Below are 14,826 nucleotides of genomic sequence, written 5' to 3'. Positions count from 1 at the left end.
GGGTCACTCCGCTCCTGCCGGCTGAGCACCGGCCGGGCCTTCGTCGACGATCTCGTGCCCTCGCGCAGCATCGCCTCTGCGGCTGCGTCCGGCGCCGAGGCGGCCGAGCGCCAAAAGGCCGTCGCGGATCGTCGGCACCAGACCCTTCGGCAGGAGGACGACGAAGACGACGAGGATCGCGCCGAGCACGAGGTTGGAATTGACCGCCTGCTGGGTGCCGATCTGCGAGACCAGATATTCGATCAGGAAGCAGCCGACGATCGGGCCGACCAGCGTTCCGAGCCCGCCGATGCAGATCCAGATGATGATCTCCGCCGACAGCGACAGCGCGAAGATCGTCGGGCCGACAAAGGCGCCCCAGTTGACGTAGAGCGCCCCGGCAAAGCCTGCGATGGCGCCGCCGATGACGAAGACGAGCAGCTTGACGAGGCGGGGGTCGTAGCCGAGCAGCGCCGCCCGCGTCTCGTTTTCCTTGACGGCGATCGCCACCCGCCCGAAGGGACTGCGAAGCAGGAGCCGCAGCCCGACATAGATGGCGATCAGCGCGCCGCCGGTGACGTACCAGGACTGTTCGGGGAACAGGATGTTCGACGGATCGAAGGGCATGTTGAAGGTCGGCACTGCCGGCATGCCGTTGAAGCCGCCGAGCCGCGCCGAGCCGATCGTGTAGGCGTCGCCGGCCGTCGAGTTGAAGACGTTGAAGAGGATCAGCGTGACGGTGAGGGTGATGACGCCGAGATAGACGTCGCTGATCTGGCCGTAGAAGACGAAATAGCCGAGCGCCAGGGCGAACAGCGCCGGGATCAGGATGGCGAGCCCGATCGCAGGGGTGGAATCGCCGAAATTGATCGCCGCCACCGCGTAGGAATAGGCGCCGAGGCCGAAGAAGGCGGTCTGTCCGAAGGAGAGGATGCCGCCGAAGCCCCAGATGAAGCCGAGGCTGAGCGCCAGCACCGCCATCGAGCAGAACAGCGTGTACTGCATCAGCTCGAAGAGATCGATGTAGAAGGGCAGGAGGCCGACGACGACGCAGGCGAAAAGGACGGCGACGCACTGGAGGGTCAACTTGACGGGTTCGGTCATGCTCAGATCGTCCCCCGGAAGAAGCGGCCGGAAATGCCCTGCGGCATCAGCCGGATCAGCACCGTCGCAGCGATGAAGAGAATGACTTCGCCATAGACGGGCGTCGTGAAATAGGCGCCGAGCTGGTTGACGAGGCCGAACAGCGCCGAGGCCGAGGTGGTGCCGGAGATGATCGCCGCGCCGCCGCCGACGACGGTGATGAAGGCCTTGGCGACATAGGCCCCGCCCATCACCGGAGTGATGCCGGAGACCGGCGCGAGAACGCCGCCGGCAAGCCCGGTGACGGCGGCGCCGAGGGAGAAGGTCGCCATGTAGATGCGGGCGGGATTGACGCCGAGGACGGCCGCCATCTCAGGGTTCTGCATCACCGCCCGGGCGACGAGGCCGAAGCGGGTGTAGCGCAGCACGCCGTAGATCGCGGCGAGCACCACCAGCGCCACGGCGGCGAGGAAGATCGTGTACCAGGAGGTGCGGTAGGCGCCGATCGAGAAGCCGCCGAGCGGCGTCGGCACGCCCTGCATGGTGTTGCCGAAGATCGTCGTGACGATACCGACGATCAGCAGGCTGAGCCCCCAGGTGGCAAGCATGGAATCGACCAGCCGGCCATAGAGGAAGCGGATCAGGCAGCGCTCGACGATCAGGCCGACGAGGCCGACGCAGAGCGGTGCGACGATCAGCATGGCGATATAGATGTTGACCCCGGCATTGGCCGAGATCACCGCAGCATAGGCGCCGAGCATCACGAACTCGCCATGGGCGAGATTGATGATCCGCATCATGCCGAAGATGATCGCCAGTCCGAGGCAGAGCAGGACCAGCGAGGCGGCGCCGTTGACGACGTTGAGCGCCACGAGGGCGGCGAGATCCATGTCGGTCAGCTTCCGGTCGGTGAGAGGAGGATGCGGCGGTCGGCCCGCCGCGTTCCGTCTGATGTCGTGGCCGCGCGACAGACCGGCCCGCGGCCGGGCCATGCTGCCAGCGGTTGGGCGTGACTTCGCCCTTCAGGCCCGTTCACGTCTGCATGCGATGCTTCAGGAACGCGCCGTTATGATTTGATATCGATGACGTATTGCTGATTGTCGTCCGGGTTCTCGGAGAGGTCGCAGACCATCGCCGTATCGGAGGGCGGAACGGCGTCGAAGGTCTCGAGCACGTTCCACTTGCGGTCCTTCACCTGCGCCAGATAGGCGTTGCGCACGGTGTGATGGGTGGCGGGGTCGAGCTTCACCTCGCCGCTCGGTCCCTTGAAGGACACGCCGCCCTCCAGCGCCTCGATCACCTTCATCCGGTCGATCGAGCCGGCCTTCTTGACGCCCTCGGCCCAGAGATAGAGCCCCTCGTAGGTCGCTGCGGTCAGCTCGCTGATATAGGGGATCTGCGGCCAGCGCTTCTTCAGCTTGTCGACGAAGGCGGTGCTTTCCGGCGTCTCCAGCTCCTCGTAATAGCCGTAGCAGCCGTAGATCCCTTCGCTGACCGCGGCGTCGACCGTCGACGGCTCGTTGACGAGGCCGAAGGTCGTCGAGGCGATGGGAATCTGGTCCTTCATGCCGGCGGACTGCCACTGGCGATAGAAGGAGACGTGGTTGCCGCCCACCAGCGCCGACAGGATGAGGTCGGGCTTGGCCTCCTGGATCTTCGAGATGGTTGAGCCGAAATTGGTGACGTCGAGCGGGAAGAAGTCGACGGAGAGCACCTCGCCGCCGTTGTCCTGCATGTATTTCGTCATCCACTTGGCGGTGATCTGGCCGTAGTTGTAGTCGGCGGCGAGGATGTAGGCCTTCTTGCCGCTGTTCTTCATGGCATAGGGCACGAGCTTCTCGACCGTCTGGGCCGGCGTCGTGCCGGTGCAGAAGCAATCGCGGTCGCAGACGCCGCCCTCATAAAGAACGTTGTAGAAATAAAGCACGCGGAAGCGGTCGAAGGTCGGGCGGATCGCCTCGCGCGAAGCCGAGGTGATGCCGCCATGGACGACGTCGACCCGGTCCTTCAGCGCCAACTGCTGGGCATATTGCGAATAGAGCTGGATGTTTGACTGGGTGTCGTACTGGATCAGCTGCAGCGGGCGTCCGAGCAGGCCGCCGGCCTCGTTGATCTCGGCAATGCCCTGTTCCATCGCCGTGACCATGGTGACGCCGGAAGAGGCGATCGCGCCGGACTGGTCGAGCAGGCTGCCGACCTTGATCGGATCCTCGGCGCCGAAGGCGTATCGGGTCGAGATGGCAGGAGCCGCCAGTGCCGCGGAGGCGGACATCGTCGTCTTCAGGAACTTGCGGCGAGTGAACGTCATTGCGGACCCCTTCATGACCGATCGCGGTACGGAGGATATTTGAAAACACAAATTTTGAAATTGCAAACAAAATTTTGCGCCGCAGCAGGATTGCCGCAGCGTGGTCGATAGCTGCTGCCTCAGCGCAGCAGGGTGAGGTCCATGCCGTCGACCGCCGCGACATGGATAGGCTGGCGCTCGCCGGCGACGAAGGGAGCGCTCGATCCGCGCGCGCTGTAACGCTGGCAGGTGCGGCCGAGGCGATCGACGACCGCCGGAACCGCAAGATCGCCGGCCGCCTCGGCAAGCGCCAGCAGACAGTAGATCCCCTCGTAGCAGGATTGGCCGAAGGCGTTGACCGGCGGCGGCGTCTCGCCGAAGCGGGTGTGGTAGCGCTCGAGGAAGGAGCGGTTGTTGCGGGAATCGAGGCAGGCGAAATAGCCCGAGGAGAGATAGAGGTTCTCCGTCGCGTCCGGCCCGATGCCGTAGATCACCGTCTCGTCGATCGCCGACGAGAAGCGCAGGTGCTTCGCCGCGAGGCCGACCTCGGCGAAGCTGCGGTTGAAGGACACGGCCTCGGCGCCGAGGAAATAGGGCACCACCACATCGGCCCGGCTCGCCCGGATCTCGGCGAACAGCCGGTCGTAGTCGTCATAGCCGAAGGGGACGAGCCGCTCGCCGACGATTTCGCCGCCCTTGTCGGCGACGATGCGGCTCGCCGTCGCGAAGGTCTCGCGCGGCCAGACATAGTCGTTGCCGACGAGGAAATAGCGCCGGGCGCCCTTGTTTTCCCACAGCCAGTCGATCCCCGGCTCGAGCAGCTCACGCGAGGTTTCGCCGACGGTGACGATCGCCCGGTCGCGCTCCAGCCCCTCGAATTGCGGGGTGTAGATGAAGGGGATTCGGCCGCCGACCGCCGAGGAGACGGCCGCCCGCTGGTAGCTCGGCATCATCCCAACGAGCGCGTCGATCTCGTCGATGTCGATGGAGAAGTCCACCGCCTCGGCGGCGCTTGCGGCGCTGACGCCGGCGTCCATCACGGTGAGGTCGACGTCGTGACCGAGCAGGCCGCAGACGACGTTGATCTCCTCCACGGCCAGCCGGGCGCAGGCCTGCGCCGAGGGGGCCCAGATGCCAGCCGGTCCGCTTTGTTGAATCAACAGCCCGATACGTCGCATACGCTACTCCCAGCGCCGGCGATCCGTTGGATTCCGGCTCCGTCACGACCCATTCGAACAACGCCTGCATGTCGCGTGCCAGTTGCGGCGCAAGCCGCCGGGCCGGCCGAAAGCCGCCGCCAAGGTGCTTTCACGGCTGCGGCGCCGAAGACATGCGCGAATCATGGGCATCGCTGCCAACAGGATCAGCGTCGGTCAGGACCAGATCTGAGCCGGCGGGTCGCCGACCGTGATCGGCAGCTCTCGCCTGTCATGGGGACGAAGGCCCGAGGCGAACAATTCGAAATTGCCTTTCGGGGGATCGCCGGAATATATGAAAAATCCAGTATCTCGGAGGATTCCATGAAAACCTCGCCCGACCAGGACCCTCACGGCCTCTCGGAGCTCATTGCCGGGGTCAACCGGAGGTTGGACACCGCGGTCGAGGCACGCCTCAAGCCGGCCGGGGCGCGGATCGAGCAATACCGCCTGCTGGCGAGCCTGATGCGCCAGGACGGGCAGGCGATGGGCGAGCTGGCGCCGTCGGTCTTCGTCGATCTGCCGACGCTGACCAAGATCGTCGACCGGATGGTCGCCGCCGGTCTCGTCTACCGCGCGCCGGATGCCCGCGACCGCCGCCGCGTCCTGGTCTTTCTCTCCGACAAGGGGCGGGCGCATTTCGGCGAGCTCTCGCCGCTGGTGGAGAGCGAGCGTCGGGTCGTCACGGAGGGCCTCAGCGACAGCGAGACGGCCCGGCTGAGCGAGCTGCTGCGCGGCATCCTCGCCGACCGGCAGTGAACGTTCGGATGGAAGACGGCGCGCCGCGCAGCGGTGAGGCGTCGCCCCTCACGGCATGTAGCCGCCGCCATTCACCCAGAGCACCTGGCCGGTCATGAAGCGGCTGTCTTCGCCGAGCAGGAAGCGGACCGGCCCGGTGACGTCGTCCGGCAAAGCGATCCGGCCGAGCGGCGTCATCCCGCGATAGGCGTCGAGATCGACCACGCTCGCCCCGTCCTCGTCGGACCGTCCCGTGCCGCCGCGCAGAAAGGCCGTGTCGACGAGGCCCGGCGCCACGGCATTCACCCGGACCGTCGGCGCCCATTCCAGCGCCAGCGTCTTGGTCATCGCGACAATCGCCGCTTTCGCCGCCGAATAGGCCCCGTAGCCGGGCCGCACATGAGCGGCGAGGCCGGAGGAAACCATCACCAGGCTGGCGTTGCGGCCGCGCTCGAGCAGCGGCTTTGCGGCACGTGCGGCGAGGAAGGCGCCGCGCAGATTGCCGGCGATGACGTCGTCGAAATAGCCTGTGTCCATCGCGGCGAGCGGCGTCAGCCTGGCATTGTAGCCGGCGAGATTGACGAAGCCGTCGAGCCCTTCGCCGTCGCCTGCGAGTTCCCCGAAGGCGTTTTCGATCGAGGCTTCGTCAAGAATGTCGATGGCGATGCTGCGGCCTTCCAGCCGATGCCGCTCGAGGGAGGCCGGCAGGTCGAGCGCGATCGTCTCGTGGCCGCGATCCCTGAGCTCGGAGAGAAGCCGGCGGCCGATGCCGCCGGCAGCGCCAAGGATGGCGATCGTCGAAAAGCCGCTCACGCGCGGGCCTCAGCCCGGCTGGCGGAGAGTGTCTTCAGATAAGCGAGGATCTCCGTCTCCGAGACGACGTCGGCATATTTGGCGTTCATGTCGAACAGGTTGGCCTCGTGGGGCGCCGGATGCCTGTCGCCGCAGGCATCGGCGACGACGATGGTGGTGAAGCCGTGGGACATCGCGTCGACGCAGCTCGCCCGGACGCAGCCCGATGTGGTGAGGCCTGTCAGGATGACGCTGTCATGGCCGCCGGCGGTGAGGGTGGAGGCGAGGGAGGTGCCGAAGAAGGCTGACGGATACTGCTTGGAGACGATGATCTCGTCCTCTCGCGGCACCAGCCCGTCGGCAAAGGCGGCGGTCCGCTCGCCCTTGACGAAGGCTTTCAGCGGCATCGCCTTTTCGAAGAAGCGGCCACCGTTCCTGCCGCCTTTTTGATAGGTCACCTCGGTGAGCACGACCGGCACGTGGGCGGCGTGAGCCGCCTCTCGCACCCGCAGCGCCGAGGCGAGCGCCGCGTCGACGCCGGCATAAAGATCGCAGTCCGGGTCGAAATAGGCATGGGCGAAATCGATCAGGATCAGCGCCGGGCGTTTGCCGAAGCCGGCCTTGTGGCCGTAGGCCTTCGCATAGTTCTCGGAAAGGTCGTCTGTCAAAGCGCTGGCTCCTCGTCTCTTTCGCCTCATTCGGCCGCGTTGGCGGCTTCCTGCCGGGCGTAGCGCTTCTCGAACTCCCACACTTCCGGAAAGCCGAGAAGCTCGTTGAAGCGGGAGAAGTCGTGGAGTTCGACGGCGCTCGTCGTCTCGCCATTCTCGGCAAGATCGGCATAGGCATGCTTCAGCGCAGCGCCCATCGCCAGGAAGCCGACGGCAGGGTGGATGCCGATCGCATAGCCGAGCGACTGCAGCCGCTCGGCCGAGAGCAGCGGCGTGCGCCCGCCATTGACCATGTTGGCGAGCAGCGGCGCGTCGATCGCCTCGCAGACCCGCTGCATCTCCTCTTCGCTCTCCGGCGATTCCACGAAGACGATGTCGGCGCCCGCCTTGGCGAAGGCCTTGCCGCGGCGGATCGCCTCGTCGATGCCGAGCGAGGTGCGCGAGTCGGTGCGGGCGATGATCAGGAAGTCGTCGCTCCTCCGGCTGTCGACGGCGACCTCGATCTTCTGCAGCATGTCCTTGAGCGGGATCACCCGGCGGTTCGGCGTATGGCCGCATTTCTTGGGAAATTCCTGGTCCTCCAGCTGGATCGCCGAAACGCCCGCCTGCTCGTAGCCCCGCACCGTGTGGCGGACATTGAGGAGGCCGCCATAGCCGGTGTCGGCATCGGCGATCACCGGTGTCCTCGTCCGCTCGACGATGGTGGCGATCCGCCCGAGCATGTCGGTGTAGGTGGCAAGGCCGGCATCGGGCAGGCCGAGATGCGAGGCGACCGTCCCGTAGCCGGTGACATACAGCGCCTTGAACCCCATCGTGTCGGCGATCATCGCGGAGATCAGTTCGAACACGCCGGGGGCGGTGACGAAGGTGCCGGCGGCAAGGGCTTGTTTCAGGGCTTTGTCGGCCATGGGGCGGGTCTTCTCCCTTTGTTTGAAATTCAATGCTCGGCGAGCAGCCGGCCGAAACGTTCGAAGCGGTCGTCGATCCCGGCAACGCGCAGCATCGACCAGAAGGTCGCCTGGTTGGACGTCACCACCGGAACGCCGAGTTCGGCTTCGAGCCGGGCGACGAGCGGCAGGGTGGGAAAGTCGGTGCAGGCGATCAGAAGGGCGTCGCTCTCCGGCGAGAAGGCGTTTCGCGCATGATCCGCGACGGCGTCGAGCGGCGTTCTGGCGATCCGCGGATATTCCGACGGGCCACCGGCGCCGATGCCGAGGCCGGCGATCGACAGGACGTCGAAGCCGTGAACGGCGAGGAACTCCGCCTCATGGGCATTGAGCGTTTCGGCATAGGGGGTCGCGACCGAGATGCGCCTGGCGCCGAGTGCTGAAAGCGCGGCGACGATCGCCGCCGAAGTGGTGACGCAGGGCGTTCCGGTGCGCTCGGTGAGTTCGTCCTGCAGGCTCGCTGCCGGCGTCACCATCGACCCGGCTGTGCAGGCATAGGCGACGGCATCGGCGCCGGTCTGGGCGACGAGGCCGACGGCTTCGTCGAGATCGCTCAGCAGGGCCGCCTGGCCGGCAGGGCTCGCCGTATCGGCGTGAAGCCGCACCCGATGGCTGTGGATGGTGACGCCCTCGGGCGCCATGCGGACCCATTCCGCCTCGTTGACGGTGTTGGTCGGCGGCACGATCAGCCCGAGCTTGGCGCGGGTGGAATAGGTCGATTGGTGACGCGAGGGCATTGGCTTGGACGCTGACGGTTGTTAAAGACCAGTTGCCACGCCACTTGCGTATTTGTCCAGATAAATCGTGGCGAGGCAGAGCAGGCGACAGGATGAAGGCGCGGAGAGCGAGGCGATGGCCCGGACAGTGAAACCGAGCGAACCGGCGGAAGCGGCGGCGATTTCGCCCGACGAGGCGGCGCCGCGCTATCTGCGTATCCACCGCGAACTCGCCGGCCGGATCGAGGCGGGCACCTATCCGGTCGGGGCACTGATGCCGACGGAGACCGAGCTCGGCCAGGAATTTGCCACCAGCCGCTTCACCGTGCGCGAGGCGCTGCGCTGCCTCACCGAGGACGGGTATGTCGAGCGCCGCCAGGGCATGGGGACACGGGTCGTCTCGGCGCGGCCGCAGGTGCGCTACTACCAGTCCTTCGAGTCGCTGCAGGAGCTCTTCCAGGTCGCCGTCGACACCTACATGGTGGTCCTCGGCCATCAGCCGGTGAGCCTCGACGCCGAACTGGCGGAGCGGGTCGGCGGCAGGGCCGGGGAGCGCTGGATCCGCGTCGACGGCGTCCGCTGGACGGGGCCGGGCGGGCGGCCGATCTGCTATATCGAGAGCTTCGTGCCGGAGCGTTTCGAGGCGCTGATCCCGCAGTTTTCCGACCATCAGGGGCCGTTTTTCGATCTTCTCGAGAGGCATTCGCGCGAGGCGATCGAGGAGACACAGCAGGAGATCCGCGCTTTGGTGATGCCGCAGGCGATCTCCCGCCAGCTTGGCCTCCCGAACGGCGCGTTGTCGCTGCAGCTGCTGCGCCGCTACGTCACCGCCGCCGGCGTGCTGATCGCCTCGTTCAACTGGCACTCGGCCGACCAGATGACCTACAAGATGCGCATCCGCCGCGGCCGCCAGCCGCAGGAGTGAGACCTCTCACACCATCAGCGGGCGGAAGCCATCTCTGTCCGGCACGATCCGCATGCCGCAGGCGCCGCGAAGATGGGCGGGCAGAAGGAGCGTATCGTCCTCTGCCGCGCGTTCGAGAAGGGACTGGCGCAGCCGTCCCGCAGCGGCCTTGTCGAAACAGAAGCGGCTGCTCCAGTGCGGACGGAACACCTGGACCGGCGAGTGGATCGCGTCGCCGCAGAACAGCGCGTGATGGCCGTCGCGAGAGCGAAGGTCGAGGCCGATCTGCCCCGGCGAATGGCCGGCGAGAGGCACGATCTCGGCGCCTGAAAACAGCGAGACACCGTCATCGACCCGCTCGACCAGCCCGGCCTCGATCACCGGCAGCACGCTGTCGGCAAAGGCACCATGATTGTGGCTGCCGGGCGCCTCGCGCTCGGCCGCTTCCCAGTGGTCGAGCTCGCGACGGCCGATGACATAACGGGCATTCGGAAAGGTCGGCACCCAGCGGCCGTCCTCGCGTTTTGTGTTCCAGCCGACGTGATCGGCATGAAGATGGGTGCATAGGACGATGTCGACATCGGCCGGCGTCAGCCCCGCCGCCCCGAGGCGGTCGAGATAACCGGTGCCCTTGCGTTGGTGCCAGTCGGCGCGGCGGGGGCGCGGCTTGTCCTCGCCGACGCAGCTGTCGATCAGGACGATGCGCCCGGCGATCCGAAGGACGAAGCTGTGCAGGCTAAGGAGGATTGCCGGCGCGGCGAAGTCGACATGATCTGGCGCCAGGAGATCCGCGTGGTTGGCGAGTTCTCGGAGGTCGCAGCCGGGCAACAGCAGATCGGCAGGCAGGACGAAGGGATCGATATCGACGATCTTCTCGAGGGTCGCGGCGCCGAGATTGAGCATCGTTCTCCTCACATGATCGCCGGGCGATCGACGCCGGCAATGCGGGCCGCCGCGGCGGCTTCGTCGTCCGGCAGCGCCGGGTCCCAGTTTCGCGCGATGAAGCGTGCGCCGGTGACGGCGCTCGAAGCGTCCGAGGCGAGCCAGCAGATTGCCCGCCGCATGATCGCGGCCGGCAGGAGGTTGCCGTCGGCGCCCTTCTTGCCGGGTCCGGGCGGCAACAGGTCGGTATCTGCCGCGCCGCCCGGCAGATAGACATTGACGGTGACGCCGGTGCCGGCGAGATCGGCGGCCCAGACCCGCGATGCCGCCTCGAGCGCCGCCTTGGATGGGCCGTAGGGCGAGTAGCCGCGGCGCACCATGGTGATGTCCGAGGTCGAGATATTGACGATCCTGCCGAAGCCGCGGGAGATCATCCCCGGCGTTGCGGCCCTCGCCATGTTGAAGGCGCCGTTGACATTGATGTCGACGATCGTCTTCCAGGCCTCGGGCGAGACCTCCCAGAAGTTCGTCGGCTGGCTGTTGAAGGTCTCGCTGACGAGCCGCATGCCGCGCCCGGCATTGTTGACGAGGACGTCGACCCGGCCGAAGCGCGCTTCGGCCGCCGCGACGACAGCTTCGGCGGCGGCGGGGTCGCAGACGTCGGCGGCGAGCGCCAGCGCCCGGTCCGCGCCGATCTCCTCGGCCGTGGCCGCGAGTTCCGGCGTCTCGGCGGCGCCGGTGATGACCAGCAGCGCGCCGTGACCTGCAAGCTCCAGCGCCATTTCGCGGCCGAGGCCGCGCGAGCTGCCGGTGACGACGACGACACGGCCGGCGAGCGACGGATGGCTGCTCATCGCCCGCTGCCGCCCTGCGGCTTCGGCGCCGGGCGCGTCGACAGGATATGGCCGCTCATCGCAGCTTCGGCCCAGTCGGCGTTGCGGGCCCGCAGGGCGGCGACGATGTCGCGGTGCTGGTCGTTGGACCGGGCGATGTTGACCCGCTGCTCCCAGACGAACTGCTTGATGAGTTCGAGCGGCAGGGACAGCGCCTGGGCGCTGAGCGTCTGCATCTGGGTGGAGTGTGTGGCGCCGATGATCGCGGCATGGAAGCGGGTGTTCAGCGCGACGAAGCGCTTCAGACCGGCATCGCCGGCGCCGGGGCCGATCTCGTCGATCGCATCGACGATCCGCTCCAATTGTTCGAGCTCCTCGGCAGTGACGGCGGCGGCGGCGATGCGCGCCGCGTAGCTCTCGAGCCTCGCGCGGATCTCGAAGACGATTGAGACTTCCTCGAAGGAGAAGTCAGCGACGAAGCGATGCCGCTGGTTGGCCCGGGCGAGACCCTCGCCGACCAGCCGGCGCAGCGCCTCGCGCACCGGCGTGCGGCTGGTGCCCGTCATCTTCGCCAGCGCCTCCTCGCCGAGATGCGATCCGGCCGGAAGTTCGCCGCGCAGGATCGCCCGGCGGATCCCCTGATAGGCGCGCTCGGCCGGCCGTTCGATGCCTTCGCCGTCGAGCTCCTCGGCCAGCGACCGCCGGCCGCCGGGGTCGCCCGGCTCGACCAGCCTCAGCATGAGACGCTCCCCCGGCCCGCGGCGGCCGCCTGGCCGCGCGGATCGATGTGCTCGTGATGGTGGTCGAGATACCACGCCGCGATCTCCTCCCGTGTCGCGAACCAGACGTCGTCGAACTGTTTGGCATAGCGGATGAAGTCGCGCAGCGCCCGGATCCGGAAGGGCTGGCCGATGACATGCGGATGCAGGCCGATATTCATGAATCGGCCGCTGGACCGGCTTTCCTCCCGCAGCCAGTCGAAGCCCTCCTTGAACATCTCAAGGCCGGTTTCCGCCGTCAGCCCCTGGCGCAGGAACGAGAAGTCGTTGACCTCGGAGGTATAGGAGACCGACACCATGGGTTTTCCTGAGCGCGTCTCGACCAGATAGGGCTGGTCGTCGTTGAGAAGGTCGGTGATGAACAGAAGGCCTTCCTCGGCGAGGATGTCGATGGTGTTCAGCGTCGAGCGGAGCGAGCTCGACAGCCAGCCTCTGGCCTTCCTGCCGACGCTCTCCGCGTAGATGTCGAGGGTCCGGCGGATGACGTCGCGCTCGGCCGCCTCGTCGAACATGTAGTCGGTGAGAAGCTCGTCCTGGACGTAGTTGTGGGCGACGATCTCCCAGCCCCGGTCGATTGCGGCACGGATCACCTCCGGCCGCTCGACCGCCATCTTGGCGTTCATGGTGCAGCTCGCCGGAACGTTCTCCTGGTCGAAGACGTCGAGCATCCGCCAGACGCCGACCCTTTGGCCGTATTCGCGCCAAGTGAAGTTGGGATTGTCATAGACATTGCCGGGCAGATTGCCGCCGACGATGCCGGGGCCGCCGGGATAGTAGGGCTTTTCGGAATCCTGGACCTTGTCCCAATATTCGAAATTGATCGTCAGGATGACGGCGAGCCGCTTGCCGTTCGGCCAGACGAGCGGCTTGCGGGCGGGGAAGGAGACGTAGTCGTAACGCATGGGATCTGCCCGCCGCTCAGTGATGGGTGAGGAGCGAGCCGAAGCCCTGCACCTTGTCCTCGATGCCGTTCATCCTGAGCGCATGCCAGTAGGTCGCGGTGTTGATGGCGATCACCGGCTTGTCCAGCCAGAACTCGGCGATGGCGCCGACCCGGGCCATGGCGAGATTGGTGCCGGCCTGGACGATCGCCTCCACCGACGGGTCGTTCACCGCGATGATGGCGTCGCGCAGCGTCTGCTCGGTCTCGTGGGCGATCAGCATCGGGCTCTTGCATTTCAGCCCGAGCACCTGGACGACCTCGTAGCCGCAGTCGGTAAAGAACTTGCGGACCTGTTCGTCGCCGATCGGCATGTAGGGGGTGACGACGGCGATGCGCTTGATGTCGCCGAACTTCGACAGCGCCGCCTGGCAGGCATCCGAGCCCATCGCGACGTTCATGCCGGCGCGTTCCTCCACCTGGGCCTTGAGCGTATCGGCGCGCTCCTTGCCGTCCCAGAAGGTCTCGGCCGACATGCCCATGATCATTGCGCCGGGCGAGCAGGTCTTCACCGCGTCGATCGCGTCCATGGTCGCGGCGCGGATGCGCATGACGAGTTCGTTGAAGTCCTCGTCGGAATTCACCGGATCGTCCGGGATGATGATGCGTGAGAAGTGGTTGGTGACGCCGACCGGGCGCATGGCGTCGAATTCCGGCTGCACCGAGGTGTTGGTCGAGGGCGCGATGACGCCGAATTTCATTCGATAGCCGAGGCTGTCCGTCATTGTTCAGGATCCTTCGAGACGAGGGTGGAATGAGGCCGGAGCCGGAAGACGGCCGGGCGGTCAGGCGACCTCTTCGAGCTCCTTCAGCGACTGCAGCATCGACGAGCGCATGACATAGGCCTTGTGGCGCTCAGGATCGGCGGCGATGGCGCGCAGGTCGTCGTGATGGGCCCTGCGGGCTTCCGGGTCGTTCTCGGCCATGATCGCCCGGTTGCGCAGCGACTGCGCCTGCACCGTGTCGATCGCCACCTTGCGGCGCTGGCGCTCGTAGCGGCCGAGCGTCTCCAGCGGCGCGCCGTGCCAGACGGCGGCGAGCTTGTCGGTGAGGTTCACCGCGTCGTGGATGCCGCCATTCATGCCCATGCCGCCGAGCGGATTGTTGAGATGGGCGGAATCGCCGGCAAGGAACACCCGGCCGGCGACATAGGAGGCGGCGACGCGCTGATGCACCCGGTAGGCGGTCGCATGGACGACGTCGTAGGCGCCGGGCTTGGGACAGAGCTTCTGCAGCCGGGCCTCCATCACCTCCGGGGCCTTGATCTCGGCATCGGTGAGGCCGGGATCGGTGGGCAGCAGCACCCGCCAGAGCGAGGGCGTGCGCAAGAGCACCGCCCATTCGCTCGGATCGGTGAGATAGGCGATCGGCGCGAGATCCGGGATCGCCTCGTCGAAGGCGAACTCCGTCGACATCGACAGGAAGATCTCCGGAATGGTCAGGCCATCGAAGGCAATGCCGAGGGATTTGCGGACATTGCTGCGGGCGCCGTCGCAGGCGATCAGGTAGCGCGCCTTCATCTCTCCGGTCGAGCCGTCCGGATGGCGCACGCTCAGCGTCACGCCGTCGTCGGACTGTTCGACCGACAGGCCCTCGACGCCGTAGAGCAGCTCCACCGCATCGCTCGCCTCGAACATCTCGCGCAGATGCTCGGTCAGCTTCCACTGCTCGCATTGCAGCCGGTAGGGGTGGTTGGTCTCACCTTCCAGGCGGCCGAGGTCGAATTCGGCGATGACCCCCTCCTTTCGGTCGCGGAACTGCCATTTCGGGCAGACGAGACCGCGGGCGACGAGCTTTCTCGACAGGCCGAAGCGGTCGAGCATGTCGAGCGTCGGCGGGTGGAAGGTGGAAGCGCGAAGATCCTTCGGCAGGGCGTCGCTGGTCTCGATCACGGTGACCGGGATCCCGGCGCTGCCGAGGCAGGCGGCGGCCACCAGCCCGACCGGGCCGGCGCCCACGACGATCACGCGCTCCGCATTGTCAGACATCGTCCCCGCACCTCCGGCAATCCACTTGACAAGCCACTCGATGACTCGGATTGTGTACAAAACATCCGGTCAAATCAACAAATGATTTCTGATT

The 14,826-nt window shown here is 66.7% G+C and carries 16 protein-coding genes; 2 read left to right on the top strand and 14 right to left on the bottom strand.

Translation table 11 applies throughout. The features are described 5' to 3' along the window. Positions 1–3 precede the first annotated feature (3 nt). The 4 genes from E3C22_RS04385 to E3C22_RS04370 form a co-directional block, all read right to left on the bottom strand. Positions 4–1,083, bottom strand: coding sequence for an ABC transporter permease subunit (locus E3C22_RS04385; protein ID WP_134760559.1), 1,080 nt, complete (start codon positions 1,081–1,083; stop codon positions 4–6). 2 nt (positions 1,084–1,085) lie between these two features. Then, positions 1,086–1,952, bottom strand: coding sequence for a branched-chain amino acid ABC transporter permease (locus E3C22_RS04380; RefSeq protein ID WP_134760557.1), 867 nt, complete (start codon positions 1,950–1,952; stop codon positions 1,086–1,088). Between the two features lie 176 nt (positions 1,953–2,128). Further along, positions 2,129–3,370 (bottom strand): urea ABC transporter substrate-binding protein, encoded by a 1,242-nt coding sequence (locus E3C22_RS04375; protein ID WP_134760555.1) that lies wholly within the window; start codon positions 3,368–3,370, stop codon positions 2,129–2,131. A 119-nt stretch (positions 3,371–3,489) separates the two neighbouring features. Next, a complete protein-coding gene (locus E3C22_RS04370; protein ID WP_134760553.1) occupies positions 3,490–4,527 on the bottom strand; it encodes a substrate-binding domain-containing protein in 1,038 nt (345 codons plus the stop codon). A 342-nt stretch (positions 4,528–4,869) separates the two neighbouring features. On the opposite strand from E3C22_RS04370, the gene E3C22_RS04365 reads away from it, so the two are divergent. Then, entirely contained in the window at positions 4,870–5,304 is a 435-nt protein-coding gene (locus E3C22_RS04365; RefSeq protein ID WP_134760550.1) for a MarR family winged helix-turn-helix transcriptional regulator, read from the top strand. Between the two features lie 48 nt (positions 5,305–5,352). On the opposite strand, the gene E3C22_RS04360 is transcribed toward E3C22_RS04365, so the two are convergent. Genes E3C22_RS04360 through E3C22_RS04345 form a run of 4 tightly spaced genes read right to left on the bottom strand, consistent with a single transcriptional unit; the run spans position 5,353 to position 8,427 of the window. Next, entirely contained in the window at positions 5,353–6,096 is a 744-nt protein-coding gene (locus E3C22_RS04360; protein ID WP_134760548.1) for an SDR family NAD(P)-dependent oxidoreductase, read from the bottom strand. After that, the gene (locus E3C22_RS04355) at positions 6,093–6,743 is read right to left on the bottom strand and encodes an isochorismatase family protein (RefSeq protein WP_245514757.1); all 651 of its coding nucleotides are present in this window, start codon (positions 6,741–6,743) and stop codon (positions 6,093–6,095) included. The genes E3C22_RS04360 and E3C22_RS04355 overlap by 4 nt, the downstream gene beginning before the upstream one ends. A gap of 26 nt (positions 6,744–6,769) precedes the next feature. Continuing rightward, positions 6,770–7,651, bottom strand: a complete 882-nt coding sequence (locus E3C22_RS04350) for an isocitrate lyase/PEP mutase family protein (RefSeq protein ID WP_134760544.1) — start codon at positions 7,649–7,651, stop codon at positions 6,770–6,772. Between the two features lie 29 nt (positions 7,652–7,680). Next, positions 7,681–8,427: a maleate cis-trans isomerase family protein gene (locus E3C22_RS04345; RefSeq protein ID WP_134760542.1), complete on the bottom strand. Its 747-nt coding sequence runs from the start codon at positions 8,425–8,427 to the stop codon at positions 7,681–7,683. 115 nt (positions 8,428–8,542) lie between these two features. Here E3C22_RS04345 and E3C22_RS04340 point away from each other — a divergent pair, with 115 nt between their 5' ends. Further along, complete coding sequence (locus E3C22_RS04340; RefSeq protein ID WP_134760540.1) at positions 8,543–9,331, top strand: GntR family transcriptional regulator; 789 nt, start codon at positions 8,543–8,545, stop codon at positions 9,329–9,331. 6 nt (positions 9,332–9,337) lie between these two features. Here E3C22_RS04340 and E3C22_RS04335 read toward each other — a convergent pair whose 3' ends face one another. From E3C22_RS04335 to E3C22_RS04310, 6 genes are read right to left on the bottom strand one after another with little or no spacing between them, the layout of a single operon-like run. Beyond that, a complete protein-coding gene (locus E3C22_RS04335; protein WP_206026897.1) occupies positions 9,338–10,213 on the bottom strand; it encodes an MBL fold metallo-hydrolase in 876 nt (291 codons plus the stop codon). Positions 10,214–10,221: 8 nt separating this feature from the next. After that, positions 10,222–11,046, bottom strand: coding sequence for an SDR family NAD(P)-dependent oxidoreductase (locus E3C22_RS04330; RefSeq protein WP_134760536.1), 825 nt, complete (start codon positions 11,044–11,046; stop codon positions 10,222–10,224). Then, a complete protein-coding gene (locus E3C22_RS04325; RefSeq protein ID WP_134760534.1) occupies positions 11,043–11,765 on the bottom strand; it encodes a GntR family transcriptional regulator in 723 nt (240 codons plus the stop codon). Before E3C22_RS04325 ends, E3C22_RS04330 begins: the two co-directional genes overlap by 4 nt. Then, the gene (locus tag E3C22_RS04320; protein ID WP_134760532.1) at positions 11,759–12,706 is read right to left on the bottom strand and encodes a polysaccharide deacetylase family protein; all 948 of its coding nucleotides are present in this window, start codon (positions 12,704–12,706) and stop codon (positions 11,759–11,761) included. The genes E3C22_RS04325 and E3C22_RS04320 overlap by 7 nt, the downstream gene beginning before the upstream one ends. 16 nt (positions 12,707–12,722) lie before the next feature. Then, positions 12,723–13,469: a maleate cis-trans isomerase family protein gene (locus tag E3C22_RS04315; RefSeq protein ID WP_134760530.1), complete on the bottom strand. Its 747-nt coding sequence runs from the start codon at positions 13,467–13,469 to the stop codon at positions 12,723–12,725. 60 nt (positions 13,470–13,529) lie between these two features. Next, a complete protein-coding gene (locus tag E3C22_RS04310; RefSeq protein WP_134760528.1) occupies positions 13,530–14,732 on the bottom strand; it encodes an FAD-dependent oxidoreductase in 1,203 nt (400 codons plus the stop codon). Between the last annotated feature and the right edge of the window lie 94 nt (positions 14,733–14,826).

The sequence above is a fragment of the Jiella endophytica genome (genome assembly GCF_004519335.1).
Classification (GTDB): Bacteria; Pseudomonadota; Alphaproteobacteria; order Rhizobiales; family Rhizobiaceae; genus Jiella; species Jiella endophytica.
The sequence above is the reverse complement of the archived record's forward strand: the minus strand, read 5'-3'. Positions and strand labels throughout refer to the sequence as shown.

What these genes read in the sequence shown, in the direction of transcription:
- E3C22_RS04350 (WP_134760544.1), bottom strand. Translation starts at nt 7,651, where the DNA reads ATGGCCGACAAAGCCCTGAAACAAGCCCTTGCCGCCGGCACCTTCGTC.
- E3C22_RS04375 (WP_134760555.1), bottom strand. Translation starts at nt 3,370, where the DNA reads ATGACGTTCACTCGCCGCAAGTTCCTGAAGACGACGATGTCCGCCTCC.
- E3C22_RS04365 (WP_134760550.1), top strand. Translation starts at nt 4,870, where the DNA reads ATGAAAACCTCGCCCGACCAGGACCCTCACGGCCTCTCGGAGCTCATT.
- E3C22_RS04340 (WP_134760540.1), top strand. Translation starts at nt 8,543, where the DNA reads ATGGCCCGGACAGTGAAACCGAGCGAACCGGCGGAAGCGGCGGCGATT.
- E3C22_RS04385 (WP_134760559.1), bottom strand. Translation starts at nt 1,083, where the DNA reads ATGACCGAACCCGTCAAGTTGACCCTCCAGTGCGTCGCCGTCCTTTTC.
- E3C22_RS04330 (WP_134760536.1), bottom strand. Translation starts at nt 11,046, where the DNA reads ATGAGCAGCCATCCGTCGCTCGCCGGCCGTGTCGTCGTCGTCACCGGC.
- E3C22_RS04380 (WP_134760557.1), bottom strand. Translation starts at nt 1,952, where the DNA reads ATGGATCTCGCCGCCCTCGTGGCGCTCAACGTCGTCAACGGCGCCGCC.
- E3C22_RS04325 (WP_134760534.1), bottom strand. Translation starts at nt 11,765, where the DNA reads ATGCTGAGGCTGGTCGAGCCGGGCGACCCCGGCGGCCGGCGGTCGCTG.
- E3C22_RS04315 (WP_134760530.1), bottom strand. Translation starts at nt 13,469, where the DNA reads ATGACGGACAGCCTCGGCTATCGAATGAAATTCGGCGTCATCGCGCCC.
- E3C22_RS04370 (WP_134760553.1), bottom strand. Translation starts at nt 4,527, where the DNA reads ATGCGACGTATCGGGCTGTTGATTCAACAAAGCGGACCGGCTGGCATC.
- E3C22_RS04345 (WP_134760542.1), bottom strand. Translation starts at nt 8,427, where the DNA reads ATGCCCTCGCGTCACCAATCGACCTATTCCACCCGCGCCAAGCTCGGG.
- E3C22_RS04310 (WP_134760528.1), bottom strand. Translation starts at nt 14,732, where the DNA reads ATGTCTGACAATGCGGAGCGCGTGATCGTCGTGGGCGCCGGCCCGGTC.
- E3C22_RS04320 (WP_134760532.1), bottom strand. Translation starts at nt 12,706, where the DNA reads ATGCGTTACGACTACGTCTCCTTCCCCGCCCGCAAGCCGCTCGTCTGG.
- E3C22_RS04335 (WP_206026897.1), bottom strand. Translation starts at nt 10,213, where the DNA reads ATGCTCAATCTCGGCGCCGCGACCCTCGAGAAGATCGTCGATATCGAT.